At 59.1% G+C, this 21,260-nt stretch carries 22 protein-coding genes; 5 read left to right on the top strand and 17 right to left on the bottom strand.

Going from position 1 to position 21,260, the window contains the following annotated elements:
• Positions 1-36: 36 nt before the first annotated feature.
• Both ACMYUN_RS05290 and ccoG read right to left on the bottom strand, forming a co-directional pair.
• Positions 37-576 carry a FixH family protein gene (locus ACMYUN_RS05290; RefSeq protein ID WP_415763158.1) on the bottom strand — a complete coding sequence of 180 codons (540 nt, stop codon included), beginning with the start codon at positions 574-576 and terminating at the stop codon, positions 37-39.
• 13 nt (positions 577-589) lie between these two features.
• A complete protein-coding gene (ccoG, locus tag ACMYUN_RS05285; protein ID WP_415763157.1) occupies positions 590-2,005 on the bottom strand; it encodes a cytochrome c oxidase accessory protein CcoG in 1,416 nt (471 codons plus the stop codon).
• A 478-nt stretch (positions 2,006-2,483) separates the two neighbouring features.
• On the opposite strand from ccoG, the gene ACMYUN_RS05280 reads away from it, so the two are divergent.
• Positions 2,484-3,488 (top strand): metallophosphoesterase family protein, encoded by a 1,005-nt coding sequence (locus ACMYUN_RS05280; protein ID WP_415763156.1) that lies wholly within the window; start codon positions 2,484-2,486, stop codon positions 3,486-3,488.
• A 542-nt stretch (positions 3,489-4,030) separates the two neighbouring features.
• Here the strand turns inward: ACMYUN_RS05280 and ccoP (ACMYUN_RS05275) are convergent.
• From ccoP (ACMYUN_RS05275) to ccoN (ACMYUN_RS05240), 8 genes are all read right to left on the bottom strand, one after another.
• On the bottom strand, positions 4,031-5,014 hold the full coding sequence (gene ccoP, locus ACMYUN_RS05275) for a cytochrome-c oxidase, cbb3-type subunit III (RefSeq protein ID WP_039763034.1): 984 nt from the start codon (positions 5,012-5,014) through the stop codon (positions 4,031-4,033).
• Positions 5,011-5,196 (bottom strand): CcoQ/FixQ family Cbb3-type cytochrome c oxidase assembly chaperone, encoded by a 186-nt coding sequence (locus tag ACMYUN_RS05270; protein ID WP_016775513.1) that lies wholly within the window; start codon positions 5,194-5,196, stop codon positions 5,011-5,013. The genes ccoP (ACMYUN_RS05275) and ACMYUN_RS05270 overlap by 4 nt, the downstream gene beginning before the upstream one ends.
• Before the next feature lie 5 nt (positions 5,197-5,201).
• On the bottom strand, positions 5,202-5,810 hold the full coding sequence (ccoO, locus tag ACMYUN_RS05265) for a cytochrome-c oxidase, cbb3-type subunit II (RefSeq protein ID WP_007917161.1): 609 nt from the start codon (positions 5,808-5,810) through the stop codon (positions 5,202-5,204).
• The gene (ccoN, locus tag ACMYUN_RS05260; RefSeq protein ID WP_039763035.1) at positions 5,810-7,252 is read right to left on the bottom strand and encodes a cytochrome-c oxidase, cbb3-type subunit I; all 1,443 of its coding nucleotides are present in this window, start codon (positions 7,250-7,252) and stop codon (positions 5,810-5,812) included. The genes ccoO (ACMYUN_RS05265) and ccoN (ACMYUN_RS05260) overlap by 1 nt, the downstream gene beginning before the upstream one ends.
• Before the next feature lie 481 nt (positions 7,253-7,733).
• Positions 7,734-8,687, bottom strand: coding sequence for a cytochrome-c oxidase, cbb3-type subunit III (ccoP, locus tag ACMYUN_RS05255; protein WP_129999172.1), 954 nt, complete (start codon positions 8,685-8,687; stop codon positions 7,734-7,736).
• On the bottom strand, positions 8,684-8,881 hold the full coding sequence (locus ACMYUN_RS05250) for a cbb3-type cytochrome oxidase subunit 3 (protein ID WP_016773878.1): 198 nt from the start codon (positions 8,879-8,881) through the stop codon (positions 8,684-8,686). Before ACMYUN_RS05250 ends, ccoP (ACMYUN_RS05255) begins: the two co-directional genes overlap by 4 nt.
• A gap of 3 nt (positions 8,882-8,884) precedes the next feature.
• A complete protein-coding gene (gene ccoO / locus ACMYUN_RS05245; protein WP_003223389.1) occupies positions 8,885-9,493 on the bottom strand; it encodes a cytochrome-c oxidase, cbb3-type subunit II in 609 nt (202 codons plus the stop codon).
• A gap of 10 nt (positions 9,494-9,503) precedes the next feature.
• A complete protein-coding gene (gene ccoN, locus ACMYUN_RS05240; RefSeq protein WP_415763155.1) occupies positions 9,504-10,928 on the bottom strand; it encodes a cytochrome-c oxidase, cbb3-type subunit I in 1,425 nt (474 codons plus the stop codon).
• Positions 10,929-11,018: 90 nt separating this feature from the next.
• On the opposite strand from ccoN (ACMYUN_RS05240), the gene ACMYUN_RS05235 reads away from it, so the two are divergent.
• Together ACMYUN_RS05235 and ACMYUN_RS05230 are read left to right on the top strand one after the other, a co-directional pair.
• The gene (locus ACMYUN_RS05235) at positions 11,019-11,699 is read left to right on the top strand and encodes an alpha/beta family hydrolase (RefSeq protein WP_415763154.1); all 681 of its coding nucleotides are present in this window, start codon (positions 11,019-11,021) and stop codon (positions 11,697-11,699) included.
• A gap of 1,303 nt (positions 11,700-13,002) precedes the next feature.
• Positions 13,003-13,356 (top strand): DUF6124 family protein, encoded by a 354-nt coding sequence (locus ACMYUN_RS05230; protein ID WP_024012339.1) that lies wholly within the window; start codon positions 13,003-13,005, stop codon positions 13,354-13,356.
• A gap of 294 nt (positions 13,357-13,650) precedes the next feature.
• On the opposite strand, the gene ACMYUN_RS05225 is transcribed toward ACMYUN_RS05230, so the two are convergent.
• From ACMYUN_RS05225 to inhA, 5 genes are all read right to left on the bottom strand, one after another.
• The gene (locus tag ACMYUN_RS05225; protein WP_415763153.1) at positions 13,651-14,043 is read right to left on the bottom strand and encodes a type II toxin-antitoxin system YafO family toxin; all 393 of its coding nucleotides are present in this window, start codon (positions 14,041-14,043) and stop codon (positions 13,651-13,653) included.
• Positions 14,044-14,077: 34 nt separating this feature from the next.
• Positions 14,078-14,224 (bottom strand): hypothetical protein, encoded by a 147-nt coding sequence (locus tag ACMYUN_RS05220; RefSeq protein WP_163005103.1) that lies wholly within the window; start codon positions 14,222-14,224, stop codon positions 14,078-14,080.
• A 347-nt stretch (positions 14,225-14,571) separates the two neighbouring features.
• Entirely contained in the window at positions 14,572-16,137 is a 1,566-nt protein-coding gene (locus ACMYUN_RS05215; protein WP_129999168.1) for a methyl-accepting chemotaxis protein, read from the bottom strand.
• Between the two features lie 102 nt (positions 16,138-16,239).
• Positions 16,240-17,031, bottom strand: coding sequence for a lysostaphin resistance A-like protein (locus ACMYUN_RS05210; RefSeq protein ID WP_415763152.1), 792 nt, complete (start codon positions 17,029-17,031; stop codon positions 16,240-16,242).
• Between the two features lie 250 nt (positions 17,032-17,281).
• Positions 17,282-17,968: an isonitrile hydratase gene (gene inhA / locus ACMYUN_RS05205; RefSeq protein WP_415763151.1), complete on the bottom strand. Its 687-nt coding sequence runs from the start codon at positions 17,966-17,968 to the stop codon at positions 17,282-17,284.
• An 89-nt stretch (positions 17,969-18,057) separates the two neighbouring features.
• On the opposite strand from inhA, the gene ACMYUN_RS05200 reads away from it, so the two are divergent.
• On the top strand, positions 18,058-19,041 hold the full coding sequence (locus tag ACMYUN_RS05200) for a GlxA family transcriptional regulator (protein ID WP_129999165.1): 984 nt from the start codon (positions 18,058-18,060) through the stop codon (positions 19,039-19,041).
• Here the strand turns inward: ACMYUN_RS05200 and ACMYUN_RS05195 are convergent.
• Complete coding sequence (locus ACMYUN_RS05195) at positions 19,010-19,897, bottom strand: alpha/beta fold hydrolase (protein ID WP_415763150.1); 888 nt, start codon at positions 19,895-19,897, stop codon at positions 19,010-19,012. The genes ACMYUN_RS05200 and ACMYUN_RS05195 overlap by 32 nt on opposite strands.
• Positions 19,898-19,987: 90 nt before the next feature.
• Between ACMYUN_RS05195 and ACMYUN_RS05190 the strand changes: the two genes are divergently transcribed.
• Complete coding sequence (locus ACMYUN_RS05190; protein WP_415763149.1) at positions 19,988-20,620, top strand: hypothetical protein; 633 nt, start codon at positions 19,988-19,990, stop codon at positions 20,618-20,620.
• On the opposite strand, the gene ACMYUN_RS05185 is transcribed toward ACMYUN_RS05190, so the two are convergent.
• Positions 20,592-20,981 carry a hypothetical protein gene (locus tag ACMYUN_RS05185; RefSeq protein ID WP_016773888.1) on the bottom strand — a complete coding sequence of 130 codons (390 nt, stop codon included), beginning with the start codon at positions 20,979-20,981 and terminating at the stop codon, positions 20,592-20,594. The two genes, ACMYUN_RS05190 and ACMYUN_RS05185, sit on opposite strands and share 29 nt — an antisense overlap.
• Between the last annotated feature and the right edge of the window lie 279 nt (positions 20,982-21,260).

The raw sequence follows: 21,260 nt of genomic DNA, 5'->3' as shown, positions 1-21,260 counted from the left end.
CCCACGCAGAGCGTGGGAACGATCAGAGTAAAAGGCTTAGTTTTTCAGGTCTTCCGCACCCTGCAATGGCTCATCACCCAGCAGCAGTTCCTTGTCATGGCTGACCAGCTCTTCTTCAAACATGCGCCACACGTGCTCATCCTGGCTGCCAAGCAATTCGACAAACCGCCGACCTTCAACCTTGTCACCCAACTGGCCGATGTAGCGCCCGCTCTCGCTTGCGCTGCGGGTCAGCACGATCTTGCGATCCTTCTCCGGCTGGGTCGGCGAGATCAGGTTCAGTTCCAGGGTTTGCGGCTGGCTGTCACCGTTCAAGCGCAGATCGACTTCACCGGTCACGTCATCCAGATGCACCGCCGCACGCAGTTTCAGGGTCTGCGCCAGCAACTCGCGATCCAGTGAACGGTTGATGCCTTTGCCCGCTTCGTAATAGTTGTCGTTGACCAGATTGTCCGGGTTGTTCACCGCGATGGTCACCATGGACAGGGTCAAGGCCACCGAGCAGGCGAGGATGGCGATGATGATCCACGGCCAGAGGTGCTTGTACCAGGGACTTGCGGCGTTTGCAGCGGGCATGTTCAAAATTCTCTCAACGGATTTGTGGGCCGATGAATCGGCTCTTGGCTTCAACGTGGACGCTGTCGTCATCGGCATCCTTGAGGATGAATTTCACCTCGTTGGTGCTCGATGGCAGTTGTTCCGGCGCGCTCGACAACTCGACCGGCATGCTGACGATATCGCCGGCGGCCACCTTGATCTCGCGCTTGCCTTGCAGGCGCAGGTCCGGCAGGCCCTCGGCTTGCAGCAGGTAGGTGTGGTCGCGCTGATCCTTGTTCATGATCTTCAGGCTGTAGACGTTTTCGATCCGCCCTTCAGCGTTTTCGCGGTACAGCACGCGGTCCTTGCTGACATCGAATCCGACCAGCGAGCGCATGAAGAACGCGGCGACCAACAGGCTGATCATTGCCAGCAGCACCACGGCGTAACCGATCAGGCGCGGACGCAGTTTATGGGTTTTCTGCCCGGAGAGGTTGTGCTCGGTGGTGTAGCTGATCAGCCCGCGCGGGTAATCCATCTTGTCCATGATGCTGTCGCAAGCGTCGATGCACGCAGCGCAGCCGATGCACTCGATCTGCAGGCCATCGCGGATGTCGATGCCGGTCGGGCAGACCTGCACGCACATCGTGCAGTCGATGCAATCGCCCAGCCCCAGCGCCTTGTAGTCGATGCCTTTCTTGCGCGGCCCACGGCTTTCGCCACGGCGCGGGTCGTAGGAAACGATCAGCGTGTCCTTGTCGAACATCACGCTCTGGAAGCGCGCATACGGGCACATGTAGATGCACACCTGCTCACGCAACCAGCCGGCATTGCCGTACGTGGCGAGGGTGAAAAAACCGACCCAGAAATACGACCAGCCATCAGCCTGGCCGGTGAAGAACTCGATGACCAGGTCGCGGATCGGCGAGAAGTAGCCGACAAAGGTCATGCCGGTGACGAAACCGATCAGCAGCCACAACGAGTGCTTGGCCAGTTTGCGCAGGAATTTGTTGGCGCTCATCGGCGCCTTGTCGAGCTTGATGCGCTGATTGCGGTCGCCTTCGGTGACCTTTTCACACCACATGAAAATCCACGTCCATACGCTCTGCGGGCAGGTGTAACCGCACCAGACGCGCCCGGCATAGACGGTGATGAAGAACAGGCCGAATGCAGCAATGATCAACAGACCGGAGAGCAGGATGAAATCCTGTGGCCAGAAAGTCGCGCCAAAGATGAAGAACTTGCGCTCCGGCAGGTTCCACCACACCGCCTGATGGCCGCCCCAGTTCAGCCACACCGTGCCGAAATACAGCAGAAACAACGCCGCACCGCCGAGCATCCGCAGATTGCGGAACAGGCCGGTGAAAGCACGGGTGTAGATTTTTTCTCGTGAGGCATAAAGGTCGACGCTGTTGTTCGCGTTCTTGCTCGGCGGCGTGACGTCGTGTACCGGAATCTGATTGCTCATCATTGCATCCCACGGCAGTGGAAAAATGCCTCGGTCGATACGTGCCAACCGAAGTCAAAAAGGGCTGTTGCAGTAGCGCGATGATACGCCTGCCGCTCTGGCTCAAGGGTGCGACCTTTGGTCGCGTTGGGTAAAAAATGCAGATGGTGTAGCGATTGCGCGAAAGCCTGACGCAGATCAATTGACTAAGTGAGTATGGACGGTTTTGCCGAAGCGGCTAGTTCATCTTTTCAATCGCATGTTCAAGTCGCAGGCTTTGATTTCGCAAAGTTGAATGATAATCCGGCGCTAGTTATCACTGCCATTACAAGTTCTAACAGGTTCCAATGGCGCCGCATGTTGTAAGTCGTCGGGTCTGAAATATATAAACTTGATTGTTGTTGGTGAATGCTTTGAAGTTTTCGCTGTATTCGCATAAGTTTTGTTCTCGCGAAAATTATTTTGCGCATCGACGGTTAACTTAAATGGAATTTAAAGCATGACTTTGAATAATCTAATGAGCCTCTTTATCAGTGCTTGCCTGGTCGCTTCGGCTATTTCCGCTCAGGCTGCTACTGACATGCCGAAACACATGGTATTTGCTTCGGATACTCAGTATCCGTGGACCGACAAGACCGACAGTCGCGAGCCCGAATCGGATTCAGACTTCAAGGAACGCTCGAAATGGCTGGTTGAAACCCAACTCGCGAGCATTGCCGAATTCAGAAATCAACACGGCTCTCTAGCGCAGGTTCCTTTGATGATCAATGGCGATATAACCGCTTTTGGGCACGGTTGGCAGCGGTCTTATATGAAGGCCACTTTGAACAAGTATTTCGCTGGTGATTATTTGTATGGGCTGGGCAATCACGATTATGAAAATAACGTCGACGATTGCTTTACCAATAGCTGTGCTGCCGGGAGTATCGTCGAGTTCAAGGAGCATCATGAGCGTAAAGTCGATAACTTCGATCTGAAGATAGCCAGCGGCTTTCTGGGCAAGACGTATTCCGGAAGCCTCGCCTATTCGAAAAATATCGGCGAAGTGCATATGGTTCAGCTCAACAACGAGCCGACCTACACCGCCCGGATTGCTCATCCATTGAATCCGACGACATTTGAAATCAATGATGCCCTTGACTGGCTCGAGACCGATCTGAGACTGGCCCGAGCGTCGGGTTACGCCATCATCATCAATATGCATAAACCGTTGGACCACAAGGGGAGCTATACGCAACAAAAACGCTTCCGCGATATGGTCAACAAATATCAAGTGACGGCGATCTTTGCTGGCCATTTGCATAAGGATGGCGGTGATGCGTATCAGGAGGGGAACGTGCCTGTTTACCTGAGCGGCAGTACCTCTCAGCAGACCTATCTGACCGCTAGCTTCACCGAGGACCGCAAGCATCTGCAGGTTTATCTGGTGGAAAACAACCAGTGGCGCAATCGGACGTTGATCGACACCACGGCGGTGCATTCAATCTTTGCCCAACGCCCATGAAAAACGCCCCGCCGATGATCGGGCGCGGGGTGTCTATCTACCAGTTATTCGCGGCGATCCATGGGTTGATCAGAGGGACGCCGCTGAGCTGGAAGTCGGCAATTTTTCGCAGCTCGGAAACTACATGGGTATCCAGTAGAAACATCAGCAAAGATCCACGCTGCGAGGCGTGATGACGGTGCGCTCGGGTTCGCCCTTGTCAGAGCAGTCGACCGCCGCCGAGGCCGTCAAGTCCGCCACCGTTACCGGGGCTGTTCATGGTCTGCTGCGAAACCTTAGGTAACGGTTTGGCAGAGGTTCGTTCGAACCTTGCCCTGTGGGCAGAGCTGGTGTGAGGCTGATTCTGCTGCGTGCGTTGATCATCTTTCGACATTAGGGCTTCATCCTTGAAGTGGACCCGATATGGCTTATCGGGGCCGAAAAAACCTACCGGGCATCGCAGCTCAGGTCCATTGAACAAACGTTTCGAATCATGAATGCCGGCATGAAAAAAGGCCCCGCCAATCTCATTGGCGGGGCCTTTTACGCTTCAAGCGTTGGCGTTACTCGGCCTGCGCTTCCGCTGCTTTTTCACCATGTGACAAGCTGTAAACATACGCCGCCAGCAGGTGCACCTTGTCATTGCCCTGCAGTTGTTCCTGCGCTGGCATCTGGCCCTGACGGCCGTAGCGGATGGTCTGCTGCAGTTGCGCGAAGCTCGAGCCGTAGATGAACGCGCCCGGATGGGTCAGGTCAGGCGCGCCCATGGCCGGCGTTCCTTTGCCGGCAGGGCCGTGGCAAGCCACGCAGTTGGCGGCGAAGAGTTTCTGGCCATTGGCCGGGTCGGCCTTGGCGCCTTCCGGCAGCTTGCGCCCGTCGAGATTGGTCACCACGAAGGCGGCTACGTCAGCCACGCCTTGCTCACCGATCACTTCAGCCCACGCCGGCATCACCGCGTGGCGGCCGCCCATGATGGTGGTCTTGATGGTTTCCGGCTCGCCGCCCCAGCGCCAGTCGGCGTCGGTCAGGTTGGGGAAGCCATAGGCACCCTTGGCGTCGGAACCGTGGCACACCGAGCAGTTGGACGCGAACAGACGGCCACCCATCTTCAGTGCTTGCGGATCCTTGGCGACTTCTTCGATCGGCATCGCCGCGAACTTGGCGAAAATCGGACCGAAGCGAGCGTCGGAACGGGCCATTTCCTTTTCCCACTCGTGGACGCCGGTCCAGCCGGTCTGGCCGTTGGCGAACGCGGTCTGCTTCTCGGTATCCAGATAATTGTAGCCCGGCAGCAGACCTTTCCAGTTGCCCAGACCCGGGTACAGCACCAGGTAACCCAGGGCGAACACGATGGTGCCGACGAACAGCATGAACCACCATTTCGGCAGTGGGTTGTCGTACTCCTCGATCCCGTCGAAGGAGTGGCCGACCGTCTCGTCCGTCTGTTCGCTGCGCTGGCCCTTGCGGGTCGACAGCAGCAGCCAGGTCAGGGCGAAGATCGTACCGAGACTGAGGACTGTGACGTACAGACTCCAGAATGTAGTCATTCTTTGTTACTCCTAGAAGCTTGCTCGACGTGCTTGATGGCTTCGGGATCATCGGCAAAAGGCAGCATGGTCGCGTCGTCGAATTCCGACTTGCGCTTGGGGCTGAACACCCACAAGGCCAGACCAATGAAGGCCACCATCACGACCACGGTGCCCAGGCCTCGAATCATCCCGATATCCATCAGATTCACCGTTTGCTTTTGATGATGGTGCCCAGGCCTTGCAGATAGGCCACCAGCGCGTCCATTTCGGTTTTGCCCTTCACGGCATCCTGTGCACCGGCGATGTCTTCGTCGGTGTACGGCACGCCGAGGGTGCGCAAGACTTCCATTTTTTTCGCGGTTTCCTTGCCGTCGAGCTTGTTTTCCACGAGGAACGGGTAAGCCGGCATTTTCGACTCGGGGACCACGTTGCGCGGGTTGTACAAGTGCGCACGTTGCCAGTCATCGGAGTAACGACCGCCCACGCGGGCCAGGTCCGGCCCGGTACGTTTGGATCCCCACAGGAACGGGTGGTCCCAGACGCTTTCACCGGCAACCGAATAGTGGCCATAGCGTTCGGTTTCAGCGCGGAACGGGCGGATCATCTGCGAGTGGCAGCCGACACAACCGTTGGCGATGTACACGTCGCGGCCTTCCAGTTCCAGCGCCGAGCGGGGCTTCATGCCCTCGACCGGCTTGTTGGTGACGTCCTGGAAGAACAGCGGAACGATTTGGGTCAGGCCGCCCACACTGACGGCGATGACCATGAAGAAGGCCAGCAGGCCAATATTCTTCTCGACAGCTTCATGCTTCATCAGTGAGCTCCAACGACGGCAATCTTGGCGGCGGCTTCGGCTTCAACCGGATCCGACGCACGTACGGTGCGGTACACGTTGTAAGCCATCAGCAGCATGCCGCTGGCAAAGAAAGCACCGCCCAGCGCGCGGACGATGAAGCCCGGGTGGCTGGCCTGCAGCGCTTCGACGAACGAGTAGGTGAGGGTGCCGTCATCGTTGATTGCCCGCCACATCAGGCCCTGGGTGATGCCGTTGACCCACATCGAGGCGATGTAGAGCACGGTGCCGATAGTGGCAAGCCAGAAGTGCGCATTGATCAGCCCGGTGCTGTGCATCTGCGCCCGGCCAAACAGTTTCGGAATCATGTGGTAGATCGCGCCGATCGAGATCATCGCCACCCAGCCGAGGGCGCCAGCGTGGACGTGGCCGATGGTCCAGTCGGTGTAGTGCGAGAGCGAGTTGACGGTCTTGATTGCCATCATCGGCCCTTCGAAGGTCGACATGCCGTAGAACGCCAGCGACACCACGAGGAAGCGCAGAATCGGGTCGGTGCGCAATTTATGCCAGGCGCCCGACAGGGTCATCATGCCGTTGATCATGCCGCCCCAGCTTGGCGCCAACAGAATGATCGACATCGCCATGCCCAGCGATTGTGCCCAGTCCGGCAGGGCGGTGTAGTGCAGGTGGTGCGGGCCGGCCCAGATGTACAGGGTGATCAGCGCCCAGAAGTGCACGATCGACAGACGATAGGAGTAGATCGGGCGTTCGGCCTGTTTCGGCACGAAGTAGTACATCATCCCGAGGAAACCGGTGGTCAGGAAGAAACCCACGGCGTTGTGGCCGTACCACCACTGGATCATCGCGTCAGTGGCACCGGAGTAAGCCGAATAAGACTTGAACAGGCTGACCGGCAGCGACATGTGGTTGACGATATGCAGCATCGCGGTGACGACGATGAACGCACCGTAGAACCAGTTGCCGACATAGATGTGTTTGGTTTTGCGCTTGGTGATGGTGCCGAAGAACACCAGACCGTAGGTGACCCAGACAATCGCCAGCAAGATCGCGATCGGCCATTCCAGCTCGGCGTATTCCTTGGTGGTGGTGTAACCCAGCGGCAACGTAACGATGGCGCCGACGATGACCGCTTGCCAGCCCCAGAAGGTGAAGGCCGCGAGGCTGTCGGAAATCAGTCGCGTCTGGCAGGTTCGCTGCACGACATAGTAGGAAGTGGCAAACAGTGCACAACCGCCGAAGGCGAAAATCACCAGGTTTGTGTGCAACGGGCGCAAGCGTCCAAAGCTCGTCCACGGCAGACCGAAGTTCAGTTCCGGCCAGACCAGTTGCGAGGCGATGAAGACACCGAGCCCCATGCCAAGGATCCCCCAGACCACCGTCATGATGGCGAACTGGCGGACTACCTTATAGTTATAAGCAGTCGGACTGATTGCTGTGCTCATTCTAAGGTTCCACGGTTTGGGTATTTTTATAGGGATAAAATCGGCCGCAAGTATGTATAAAGCAGGGGGTCATTGCAACGCGCCATGACCTGGGTCAATGCTTTCCAACGCTGATTCTGCGGCCTTTCCATGCGCCGCGTAGGGTCAAAAATGGCCTCTGACAAAATGTCGCCGTGAGTGAAAAAAACTCCGGGTCCGGATCGCCGTCAACGATGCCCGCTGACAGGTCTTGATCGGGTTTCACAAGGCAATCGGCGTAACAGCCGTTAACTGCCTGCCTTTGCGGCAAATCCATCGGCCGGTTTATCGGACGCATCGCTTGAGAGTCATCGGAAACCGTCACGCACCGGTCCGCTTTCGAACAAGCGTAGACCCGAATCAGGCGAACCGAAAGGTGAGGTGGCAAGGGGTGCGACAATGCGTCGCAAGGGGGCGGGAAACTGCCGCGACGAGAAAGTCGCGGCAGTTATGTGCGCAAGATTTATTTGGCTGTGTCTTCAGTTGCAAGTTTTTCTGTATTCAAACTGTTGCTCAAGCTGTACACATAAGCTGCAAGCAATTGCACTTTATCGTTGCCCAACATCTCGTTCTGCGCTGGCATGTGCCCTTGGCGACCATGGCGAATGGTCTGCTCAAGCTGGGTAAGACTGGTGCCATAAATGAAGCCGGCCGGATGAGTCAGGTTTGGCGCGCCCATCGCTGCAGTGCCTTGGCCGCTGGCGCCATGACAGGCAACGCAAGTAGTGCTGAACGCCTGCTGCCCGGCTTGCAGATCTGCCTTGCTGTCGGCGGGTAGCGGCAGGCCGGCGAGTTCGTGGCGCACATACGCGGCAACGTTTTTCACCCCGGCCTCACCGAGCACTTCGCCCCAGGCCGGCATCGCCGCCATGCGGCCGCCCATGATGGTGGCCTTGATCGTCTCGGCATCGCCACCCCAGCGCCAGTCGCTGTCGGCGAGATTAGGGAAGCCGAACGCGCCCTTGGCATCCGAGCCATGGCACACCGAGCAATTGGAGGCGAACAGACGACCACCCATTTTCAGCGCCTGTGGATCCTTGGCCACTTCTTCCAGCGGCATCGCCGCGAATTTGGCGAAGATCGGACCGAACCGGGCGTCAGCCTTGTTCATTTCCTTTTCCCATTCGTGCACGCCGGTCCAGCCATCCTCGTAACCGGGCAAGATGCCTTTCCAGTTGCCCAGGCCCGGATACAGAATCAGATAACCCACCGAGAACACCAGCGTGCCGGCGAACAGCATGAACCACCACTGCGGCAGCGGGTTGTCGTACTCCTCGATGCCGTCGAAGCTGTGGCCCATGGTCTGGTCGACGCTGCCCTTGGTCTCGCCCCGGCGGGTGCCGATCAGCAGCCAGGTCAGGCCGATCAGGCTGCCAATGGTCAGTACGCAGATCCACGTACTCCAGAAGGTGGTCATGGCCGGGTACTCCTTGTTTCAGGGGCTGAAATTGTTTCGGGTAGTGGTTCGTCGGCGAAGGGCAGCAGCCGTGCTTCGGCGAATTCCGGGGTGCGCTTGCGGTTGAACACCCACAAGGTCAGGCCGACGAAGGCGACGAACACCACGACCGTGCCGAGGCCGCGAATCAGGCCTGCACTCATTTCAATGACCATGACTTACCTCTTGCTCTTGATTGCAGTGCCGAGCACTTGCAGGTAGGAAACGAGGGCGTCCATTTCGGTCTTGCCCTTGAGGCTGGCGACCGCGCCGCTGATGTCGTCATCGGTGTACGGCACGCCGAGGGTGCGCATGGTTTTCAGCTTGGTTTCGGTGTGGCTGCTGTCGACCGCTTGGGTGACCAGCCACGGATAGGCCGGCATCTTCGATTCCGGCACGACGTTGCGCGGGTTGTACAAATGCGCGCGGTGCCAGTCATCCGAGTAGCGCGCACCAACCCGGGCGAGGTCCGGCCCGGTGCGTTTCGAACCCCACAGGAACGGGTGATCCCAGACGCTTTCACCGGCCACCGAGTAGTGCCCGTAGCGTTCGGTTTCGGCGCGGAACGGGCGGATCATCTGCGAATGGCAACCGACGCAGCCTTCGCGGATATAGATGTCGCGGCCTTCCAGTTGCAGCGCGGTGTAGGGCTTCATGCCTTCCACCGGTTTGTTGGTGACGTCCTGGAAGAACAGCGGGACGATCTGGGTCAGGCCGCCGATGCTCACGGCGAACACCATCAGCAGCATCAGCAGGCCGACGTTCTTTTCAATCGTTTCGTGTTTCATGGCGGACTCCTCAGGCCATCTGCGCGGCAGCAACGACATCAGCAGGCTGCGAGGCCCGCACGGTGCGCCAGGTGTTGTAAGCCATCAGCAACATGCCGCTTAAGAAAATCGCCCCGCCGATCAGCCGCACGACAAATCCCGGATGGCTGGCCACCAGGGTTTCGACGAAGGAATAGGTCAGCGTGCCGTCCTCGTTGACCGCGCGCCACATCAGGCCCTGGGCGATGCCGTTGACCCACATCGAGGCGATGTAGAGCACGGTGCCGATGGTCGCCAGCCAGAAATGCGCGTTGATCAGGCCGACGCTGTGCATCTGCGCCTTGCCGAAGATTTTCGGGATCATGTGGTACAGCGCGCCGATCGATATCATTGCCACCCAGCCGAGCGCGCCGGCGTGAACGTGGCCGATGGTCCAGTCGGTGTAGTGGGAGAGGGCGTTGACAGTCTTGATGGCCATCATCGGCCCTTCGAACGTCGACATGCCGTAGAACGCCAGCGACACCACGAGGAAGCGCAGGATCGGGTCGCTGCGCAACTTATGCCAAGCGCCCGACAGGGTCATCATGCCGTTGATCATGCCGCCCCAGCTCGGTGCCAGCAGAATCAGCGACATCACCATGCCCAGCGATTGCGCCCAGTCCGGCAGCGCGGTGTAGTGCAAGTGGTGCGGGCCGGCCCAGATGTACAGGGTGATCAAGGCCCAGAAGTGCACGATCGACAGGCGATACGAATACACCGGACGCTCGGCCTGTTTCGGCACGAAGTAATACATCATGCCGAGGAAGCCGGCGGTGAGGAAAAAGCCCACGGCGTTGTGGCCGTACCACCACTGCACCATCGCGTCGGTTGCACCGGCGTACAGCGAATAGGACTTGGTGAAACTTACCGGCAGCTCAAGGTTGTTGACGATGTGCAGGATCGCCACGGTGATGATGAAACCGCCGAAGAACCAGTTGCCGACATAAATGTGTTTGGTCTTGCGCTGCATGATCGTGCCGAAAAACACGATCGCGTAGGCAACCCAGACGATGGTGATCAGAATGTCGATCGGCCATTCCAGCTCGGCGTATTCCTTGGAGCTGGTGTAACCCAGCGGCAGGCTGATCGCCGCCAGCAGGATCACCAGTTGCCAGCCCCAGAAGCAGAACGCGGCGATTTTCGGTGCAAACAGTTGCGTCTGGCAGGTGCGTTGCACCGAGTAGAACGAACTGGCGAACAATGCACAGCCACCGAAGGCGAAGATCACCGCGTTGGTGTGCAGCGGGCGCAGACGGCCGAAACTGGTCCAGGGCAGATTGAAGTTGAGTTCCGGCCAGACCAATTGCGCCGCGAGAAAAACCCCGAGGCCCATGCCGACGATGCCCCACACCACCGTCATAATGGCGAATTGGCGGACCACCTTGTAGTTGTAGGCGGTACTGATAGAAGTGTTCATGGTTCCCCATCCACGGTTCAGCCGAAGTGAGCGCGCAAACGGCGCGAATCCTTCGCCTGGAGTTATAGGCAGACTAAAAGCGAGGCAAGCATGGACAAACAGCACAAGGCCAGTATTGACGGGGATCAATGGGCGCAGTGTGTGCGCGATCATGGGTGGCTTTGGGATGCCGCTGTTGGTGAGGCTTCGGCGACTTTGATCCTGGCCCACGGGGCGGGGGCGCCGATGGATAGCGACTGGATGAACGACATGGCTGGGCGTCTTGCCGGGCTTGGGGTCAACGTGTTGCGGTTTGAGTTTCCCTATATGGCGCAGCGGCGGGTGGATGGGGTGAAGCGGCCGCCGAATCCTGCGGCGAAACTGTTGGAGTGCTGGCGGGAGGTGTTTGCGGTTGTGCGGCGTCATGTCGCTGGGGTTTTGGCGGTTGGCGGGAAATCGATGGGCGGGCGGATGGCGAGTCTGGTGGCGGATGAGTTGGGTGTTGATGCGTTGGTGTGTCTGGGGTATCCGTTTTATGCGGCTGGGAAGCCGGAGAAGCCGCGGGTTGAGCATTTGGCTTCGTTGCGTACGCGGGCGTTGATAGTGCAGGGGGAGCGGGATGCTCTGGGGAATCGCGAGGCGGTTGCGGCTTACAGCTTGTCACCGAGTATTGAGGTGACTTGGCTGGCGGCAGGGGATCATGATTTGAAGCCGCTGAAGGTTTCTGGGTTTACGCATGAACAGCATTTGGCCAGCGCCGCGCAGAAAGTATCCGAGTTTCTCAAGGGTTGACCGAGATTCTGTTCTCCATGGAGATCCGCTCCCTTTCCCCCTCGCCCCCTTGGGGGGAGAGGGTTGGGGTAGCTGTTGATCTTGCTCCTGGGGGCATATCCGTTGCTTCGGGCGCTGCGGCTGGCGGTTTCGCCTGACGGCGACTTACTTTTTTACAAGCGCCAAAAAAAGTAAGCAAAAAACGCTAGCTCCTGCGTTCGGCCCTCGCAGGCTCGGGTCCCTTCGCTGCGGGATCGATCCGGGCGCAGCGGCTCCGGTTTGCTTCGCTGCACCTCCTTCCGCTGTGTCTGGCTGCGCCAGACGGTCGCTGCGCTCCCACCCCCGGATCAATCCCTCCACTCAGCCTTCCGACGTCGCCGGTGGATCAAAAGCACTCGAGCTTGCGCTCATTGTTGAGTGGGGCGGCTTTGCCGCGGGCAGCTGCGCTGCTTTGCTTTTCTGTGGGAGCGAGCCTGCTGGCGAAGGCGGCCTGACAGCCGACCTGATTTTTCCTGATGTACACCGCGCCCCTTGTAGGAGTGAGCCTGCTCGCGATGGCGGCCTCCCAGTCGCCCAATCTCTGCCGTTTGGACCAAATCCCTGTGGGAACTGGCTTGCCAGCGATGGCGACCTCCCAGTCGCCCAATCTCTGCCGTTTGGACCAAATCCCTGTGGGAGCTGGCTTGCCAGCGATGGCGGTCTCCCAGTCGACCAATCTCTACCGTTTGGACCAAATCCCTGTGGGAACTGGCTTGCCAGCGATGGCGACCTCCCAGTCGCCCAATCTCTACCGTTTGGACCAAATCCCTGTGGGAGCTGGCTTGCCAGCGATGGTGGCCTCACAGTCGACCAATCCCTCACTGACGTACTCGGTCCAAATGTGGGAGCGAGCCTGCTCGCGAAAGCGCTCTTCCAGACGACATCAAACTACAAGCCTGTCAGAGGCCATCCCTGCCCTTAAACATCATCAAATACCAACGTTTAAACTACACGATCCGTTACGCCATCCCGGCTACAACTCCTTGCGCCGTTGCCTACGCGTACGCCAGAATCCGCCGGCTTACGCGCCGTGAGGTTGGCTATATCGTTTCTCGGTCACTGACACAAAGCAGTGATCGGGTTTGGTAGCCCGTCTGTGATGGCCGTATGTCTACGCCTTGATGCCGTCCTTTTTTGAGGGCTCGGTTTATATGGTGGTCATGCGTGGGGCTCGTTCGCGGGCGCCGGGTTCCTATTGCAGCCGGTCTACCAACCCGCGTATGGCCGCCACCCTCGTTTGGTAGCGAAGGTGATGGCTCCTTGAATCTGCAATAGGAGTTTCATCATGTTCAAAGTAACCCCCAACCCGCCACCCTCCCACGACCGCGCACTAGACCCGCAAAAAATCCAGGAAGCCACCGACCGCGCCCTCGATTACTACCTCAAGCCTGAAGACCTGGCAGCTCCGCCAAGTTCGCCAAAATATCGCCCGGTCTATGTTGTGGACCCCACGCTGGATGACGAAACCCTGTTGGTCGAGGCCTGCGAGTCGCTTTCATACGCGCATGCCATGGCCGGTAATATCGCCAACTCGATAGGCGGCCCGGAACGCAAACCACTGCTGGCGCTGCAACAGGTGATCATGCTCAACGAACTGTTAGTCAATCGGTTGCTGGACAAGCTCAAGCTGCCTCAATAATTTCATTGGCTGTTATGGCCTCTTCGCGAGCAGGCTCGCTCCCACAGGGGATTGTCGTCGGGCACATATCTGTGATCCCACTACGTTCCAAAGTGGGAGCGAGCCCTGCTCGCGAAGGTGGTCTGCCAAGCGCTATCAATTTCAGACACGCAATTAAAAAAACCGGAAGCTTTCGCTGCCCGGTTTTGCAGTATCAAAGGATCGCAGCCTGCCACAGCCCCTACAAATCATCGGCATGGACGGTGCGCAGGTAGCGATCTTTCGCTTGTTGCTGATCTCGATCAGCTCTTTGAGTCACAAATCATCCAGATCGGGAAAGATAATCCTGCCTAATGCCCAGGGTTCAACGATTTCACAATGCACGGTGCGCAAAAATGACCCCCACTCGCTTCGGTTATGGGCATCCGGGCCGGTGATCGTCAGTAGCAAGTACTCATCCCGAAAAGAGTCATAGGCATAAATCAGCCAAAAGTCATTGTCAGCATCATTTACCAATGCTGTCCGGTAATACTGACGATTGATTTTTGCCCATCGAGCCTGCAGTGCCTGTGTACTGGCAAGGTGGATATGGTGCATGTCGTTCAGATCGAGTCGTTCATCCCGTCCGAAAATGGCAGGTAATTCATCGCAGATTTTGTAGTTGTAGAAGTGTGCAGCGAAGTTTTTGCCAGTTATTGATTCGTTCAAAAAGTGCAGAGATTTTGATTGCTGGCATTCATGCCTACTTTGTGATCGGTAGCCTGCCAGTGATCACAAATTTATCGAACACTTTCTGCCCATCACGCGCGGCTTGCCGAACATCGAGGAATGTCAGTTCTTCACGAACTTCCTTTTTGCTGGGTTTGTCGGTTTTTCGGGTGGTGGCCATCGGAGCCTCCGAAGGATGTGTATTCATGCTGACCAGCTTATGTGAATAAGTTTTGACCGGCAAACGATAGAACCTAGCCTCAGCGAGCACCAGTCGGCTCATTCTGGGCGAGTTGTAGGCAGTGTCTGCATTGCTTGAGGGAGATCGACTTCGGCAAAGAAGGCCTCTTCGCGAGCAGGCTCGCTCCAGGGGATTGTCGTCGGACACAAAACTGTGGTCCCACGCAGTTCCAATGTGGGAGCGAGCCTGCTCGCGAAAGCGCTCTACCGGAGACCGCCAATTGCAGCAGGCAAAAAAAAACCCGGAAAGCTCGCGCCATCCGGGTTTTTTTCATTCCAGCCATCCAATCAGCGGTTAAACCGCGCCACCAACGAATACTGCGTGTTGGCCGTCTTCGTCAGTTCTTCACTGAGCAACGCCGAGTTGTGCGCTTGCTCGGACGTCTGATCCGCCAGTTCCGAAATATTGCTGATGTTGCGGCTAATCTCCTCAGCCACGGCACTTTGCTCTTCGGTCGCGGCGGCGATCTGGGTGGTCATGTCGGTGATATTAGCCACCGCTTCACTGATGCCGACCAACGCCTGATCCGCTTCCAGTACCCGCGCCACGCCTTCTTCGGCCTGGCGATGCCCGGCTTCCATGGTTTGCACGGCGCTGGAGGCGGTCTGTTGCAACTTGGCGATCAGGGCATGAATCTGCCCGGTCGATTCGCTGGTGCGTTGTGCCAGTTGGCGGACTTCGTCAGCCACGACCGCAAAACCTCGGCCCATTTCGCCGGCACGTGCAGCCTCGATGGCGGCGTTGAGGGCGAGCAGGTTGGTCTGGTCGGCGATGCCTTTGATCACGTCGACCACGCCGCCGATTTCGTCGCTGTCCTTGGCCAGTTGCGTCACGGTCAGGCCGGTTTCGCCGACGACCACCGACAGGCGCTGAATCGCTTCGCGGGTTTCCCCGGCGATGTCGCGGCCGCGGCCGGTCAGGCGGTTGGCTTCCTGGGTGGCGTCAGCGGTGCGTTGCACGTGGCTGGCGACTTCCTGGGTGGTGGCGGCCATCTGGTTGACGGCGGTGGCAACCTGTTCGGTTTCCACGCGCTGGCGTTCCAGGCCGGTCGAGCTGTTGTGCGCCAGGGCGTCGGACTGCTTGGCCTGATCGGTCAAGTGTTCGGCGGTGTCCTGCAGGCGAGTCAGGCAGGTTTTCAGGCGCGCTTCCTGGCTGAGGATCGACATTTCCAGACGCGCCTGCGCACCGCGGCTGTCGGTGTACATCTGCGCGATCAGCGGGTCGGAGGTGGTCTGTTCGGCCAGGCGCAGCAGGCGCTTGAGGCCGCGTTGCTGCCATTGCAGGCCCATCAGGCCCAGCGGCACCGACAGCGCGGCGGCGAGGGCAAAGCCCCATTGCGAGTTCAGCGTCGCGCCGATCATGAAGCTCAGCTGGCTGACCAGAATGAACGGCAGCCAATCCTGCAGGATCGGTAGCCATTTGTCCGTCGAAGGAATCGCCGACTTGCCCTGGTTGATGCGTTGGTAAAGCGCTTCGGCGCGGCGGATCTGTTCGGCGGTGGGCTTGACGCGCACCGACTCGTAACCGACCACCTGGCTGCCATCAAACACCGGCGTGACGTAGGCGTTAACCCAATAGTGGTCACCGGATTTGCAGCGATTCTTGACGATGCCCATCCATGGCAAGCCTTGTTTCAATGTGCCCCACATGTGCGAGAACACCGCCGACGGCACGTCAGGGTGACGGACCAGATTGTGCGGCGCCCGGATCAGTTCCTCCCGCGAAAACCCGCTGATTTCAACGAATGCGTCGTTGCAGTAGGTGATCACGCCCTTGGCATCGGTGGTGGAAATCAACCGTTGCTGAGCTGGAAAGGTCCGCTCGCGTTGTGTAATGGGCTGGTTGTTACGCATGGTTTTTCAATCCGCAAGGCTTTGAAAGGTTGTCGGCGCTGACAGGTTTTTATTGAAGTTTTTTTTCAGATTCATGTACGCCGTCGCAAAACCGCGCTTGCGTCAACTGGCCAGCATCGGATAGGTGAACAGGCCGAAGTGCAACAGATTCAGGCCGAAATGGGTGGCGATCGCCGCGCCCAGTCCGCCGAAACGATAGGCCAGACCATAGCCGACCCCGGCCAGTCCCGCCAGCAACACCCAGGTCCAGCCGGCGCCGGCATGCACCAGACCAAACAGCAGTGAGGCCGACAGCAGTGCGAGGTTATCGCCGTAGGGCAGGTGTTTAAGGCGACGGCTGAGTCCGCCCTGTATATAACCGCGAAACAGCGCTTCCTCGACCAGCGTCACCAGCAGCAGATTGTTCAGCGCCCACAGCCAGGCCTGATCTGGCCACTTCGGCGCCCAGGCGATGACGCCCAGCAACAGCGCGCCGCCGAGGGCGAGAATTGCGCACAGCGTCAAGGCGAGGGCGGTGGCATAGACCGTCAGGCGCAACGAACGCCGGGCGACGATCCACGGACAGACCAACAGCAGCCAGAAGCCCACCAGCGGTTTGTCGAGGTTGAGGTACATCGCAAACGGCACGGCGTTGTCAGTGAAGCGTTGCGGGTCGATCGCGCGCCCGTTGGCGAAGCCCGGTAACCAGTGCAGCGCAAGTGCCACGGCCAAAACAATGAACAGGCCATGGCCGAGCCAGCGCGCAAACGGTACTTGTTGCTGGCGCACAGCGAACGCGGCGAACAGCAAAAGCCCCACGGAGATCAATGCCAGCCAACCGAGTTGGCCATAGCTCAGGGCCAATCCATAACCGAGGCCGAGCAGCGCGAGATAAAGCCAGGGCAGCGCCTTCATCGAAAGTCCTTGTGCGAGATTTCTGGGAAGGGGCTTTCTACACGGGCGAGGGAGGTGGGACAAGTGAAGGTGTGGCGACAAACCGGGACAACGTAACGCTGGATAGTCATATACAGAACCCAATGTGGGAGCGGGCTTGCTCGCGAATGGGGTGTCACCGATACAGAACAGGTGACTGACACAGCGCATTCGCGAGCAAGCCCGCTCCCACATTGGATCATTTCAATCAGAAATCGGTGGGCGTTCGGTATCAGCGCAGGCCCAGTTTCGCCGCCGCGCGCTCGGTAATTTCGGTGCGCAGTTTCAACGAAGGCGCCGCGCGCAACCGTGCTTCATCGACCACCGCAGTCGGCGCCACGTCCGGGCTGCCGGCATTGAACGGCGGGGCCGGGGCATATTCCAGTTGCAACTGCACCAGTTGCGCCGTGTCGGCATCGACCAGTTCCGCCGCCAGCACCAAGGCGAAATCGATGCCAGCGGTAATTCCGCCACCGGTAAACAGATTGCCGTCGCGTACCACCCGATCCTTCACCGCAATCGCCCCCAGCGTCGGCAGCAACTCGTGATATGCCCAATGCGTGGTCGCGCGCTTGCCCTGCAGCAGGCCAGCCGCGCCGAGCACCAGCGAGCCGGTGCACACCGAGGTCACATAACGTGCCTGCGCGGCCTGGCGCTTGATGAAATCCAGCGTCTGCGGATCCTCCATCAACGGCCCGACGCCACCGCCGCCGGGCACGCAGATCACATCGAGAGCCGGGCAGTCGTCGAAGGTCGTGGTCGGTTTCAGCAGCAGGCCGGTGCTGGACGTCACTGGCATCAGATCCTTCCAGACCAGATGCACTTGCACGCCGGGCAACGAGGCGAGCACGTCATAAGGGCCGGTCAGGTCGAGTTGCTGAACCTGCGGGAATAACAGAAAGCCGATCTGCAGCGTCATCGTTCTTGCTCCGTTGAAAGAAGTGGACGACTTCACTGTAGGCGGGTAGGTTCTGGCGCATACGCCAATCACCCCACGAATTACGCCAAATGCCTAAAGCCATTCACGTCCTCGCGTTCGCCAACATGCAGATTCTTGATGTCACCGGACCGCTGCAGGTGTTCGCCTCGGCCAACGATCTGGCCCGCCAGCGCGGTTTGCCGATGCCCTATGCGCCGAGCGTGATCGCCAGTGGCGGCGGGGCGGTGATGTCATCGGCGGGGTTGGCGGTGCTCGCCGAACCCTTGCCACAAACGCCCAGCGACACTTTGATCATCGCTGGCGGCTGGGGCATTTATCCTGCCGCCGAAGACCCGCAATTGGTCGACTGGGTGCGCGAGCACGGCACTCATTGCCGGCGCGTGGCTTCGGTGTGCACCGGGGCCTTTCTGCTCGCGGCCAGCGGCTGGCTCGATGGCCGCCGCGTGGTGACGCACTGGACGCGTTGCGAGCAACTGGCCGCGCAACATCCGAATCTGCACGTGGAAGCCAATCCGATTTTCATCAACGACGGCCCGGTGTGGACGTCCGCCGGGGTCACGGCAGGCATCGATCTGGCGTTGGCCATGGTCGAAGAAGACCTCGGCCGCGATATCGCCCTCGACGTCGCCCGGCACTTGGTCGTCTTCCTGAAACGCCCGGGCGGGCAGTCGCAATTCAGCGTGACGCTGTCGCTGCAACAACAGGGCAACCGCTTCGATGAACTGCACGCCTGGATCGCCGAAAACCTGACCTGCGACCTCGGCATCCCGACCCTTGCCGAACAGGCCGGCATGAGCGAACGCAGCTTCATCCGCCACTACCGCGCCGACACCGGCCAGACCCCGGCGCGGGCGATCGAATTGATCCGCGTCGAAACCGCCCGGCGATTGCTCAGCGATACCGGTTTGCCGGTGAAACGCATTGCAGCCAACTGCGGATTTGGCAGTGAAGAGACACTGCGGCGCAGTTTTCTCCGTGCCATTGGCGTGACGCCGCAGGCTTATCGGGAGCGGTTTTCGGTCAGCGTTGCAACAGATCCAGTATCGCCTTGAGGGTTTCCTGCGGCGCTTCTTCGGGAATGTTGTGGCCGACACCCGCCAGCACGCGCCGCTCATAAAAGCCGCTGAAATGCTCGGCATCTTCATCAATCAGCGATGGCGGGCCGACGCCATCATCGCCACCGCACAGCGAAATGCTCGGCACGCTGATCACCGGCAGTCTGGCGAGCGCTTCCTCCATCCACTCCAGGGCTGGATCGCCCGGGGCGTATCCGAAGCGATGCCGATAGGAATGAATCACCACGTCGACAAAATCAGGATTATCAAAAGCGCCAGCGGTCAGCGGGAAGCGTTCGTCCTTGCGCGCCCACGTCGGCGACCACAGCCGCCAAAGCAACTGACACAACGCCCGGCGATTCTGCCTAAGGCCCTCGATGCCTCGCGACGTGTGGAAGTAGTACTGATACCAGAGCCGATGCTCGTCTTCCGGGTCCAACGGCTGGTTCGCATGGGCGATGTCCTGCACGAGGTAGCCGTCGCCGCTGACCAGCCCGCGCACCCGCGCCGGAAACAACGCCGCGACAATACACGCCGCCCGACCGCCCCAGTCATAACCGCAAAGCGTGGCCCGTTCGATGCCCAGCGCATCCATCAGATCGAGCAAGTCCTGCGCCATCGCAGCTTGCTGACCGGAGCGCAGGGTTTGCGCACTGTTGAACCGGGTCGGCCCGTAACCGCGCAAGTACGGCACGATGACGCGGTAGCCTTGCGCGGCCAGCGCCGGGGCGACTTCGTCGAAGGTGCGCGGGGAATAGGGGAAGCCGTGGAGCAGAATTACCGGGGCGCCGTTGTTCGGGCCATGCTGTTCGTAGGCAATGGTCAGAAAAGGCGTAAGGACTGACTGAATCATGACTGTCAACTCCGTGCAAACGTCTTCCAAACCCTAGACCATCGGATAGACTGCGCAGCTCATTCTGTCGACTGGCTTCAAGGACGCTACATGTCACTCAAAACGCTGCTTGTTATGTTGGCACTTGTCGTGATACTGACCGGTTGCGCATCGCCGCCACCGGCATTGCCGGACACCCCGCAGCGCCGTGAACTGATGGAGCGCATGTTTGCCAAGTCGACGATCATGCTGTCCTTCAAGGAGTTGGACGCACGATCCGCCACCGTGCCGGGCGAACCGCAACGCCAGCTCAGCGCCGATGAGGCATTGGCCAGCCATAAGCAACAAATGAATGTAGACCTGCCGGCGGCGTACTGGGAGCAGCGCCGTGCAAACCTTGCGCAACTTATCGATGCCAGAGCAAAAGGTGAAGCCATCGGTCTGGCGGCATACAAGCAGAAGTACTTCGAGCAATTATCCCTGGCACCGACGCCAATGCTCGCGGCGCTGGCCAATGCCCCGAGGATGGACGCGCTGGCAGAGTTTCCATTGGTGCTGCCCAATGACCATCAGCTCAGTTACTTCTACCTGATGACCGTTGCGGATGAAACGTTTTGGGAAATCGAGCAGTTCTACCAGCACATGGCCGATCTGGACGCCCAGTACGGCGTCTGTGCCCTGTACCCGGATTGCTACCGCCCGGACTTCCGCACGGCTAAGCCTCAAGCTCCGCGATCTGATTGAAATACTTCGTCCGATCCGGCGTAAACGTCACCTTCATCTTCGTCCGCGAACACATCAGCGAACGCTCCTGCGCCAGATCAATATCCAGATCCTCACCGCGCAGACCCTGCCACTGCGCCAGATATTTCAGTGAGCCGTACTTCTCGTTTTTCTTCAGGCTGCGACTCACGCCACCCTTCCAGCCAAGCACCGGCAATTCACCGGCCAGGCAGCGCTGGGCCAGTTCGGGAAAGCGTTCGGCGCGCTGGCGGCCGATTTCCCAGCATTTGATCAGGCCTTGGTCGGCGGCTTCCCAGAGCTGGGTGCGGCTCAGCCCGGTGCGAAGGGGGGAGTCGATGCTGCGCTGGATGTGGTGAGGCATTCCGGTTCCTTGAATTCGGGGGTGGTTGGACAGCTCCGCTGTGCCCGTTGCGTTGGATGGTAGGTGTGGATGTAACGGCTGGCAACAAGGTATTTCGGCGTGTAAGCGTACGTTGCGTGAGGCGTTTCAACGTGACGTGAGTGGTTTTTGCAGGTGCGGTTTTTACACAGACTGTCGCCAGACGTAACCGGCGTACGGGTTTAACAGCGGATACGGGCCTGAGCCAGTTGTCTGGCATGCAGGCCCGTTGTGGAAACATACCTGTCGATCAGAGATCGG

This window comes from Pseudomonas sp. CP4, from assembly GCF_047758505.1.
Classification (GTDB): Bacteria; Pseudomonadota; Gammaproteobacteria; order Pseudomonadales; family Pseudomonadaceae; genus Aquipseudomonas; species Aquipseudomonas fluorescens_AO.
This window is presented reverse-complemented; position numbering and strand designations above follow the sequence as displayed.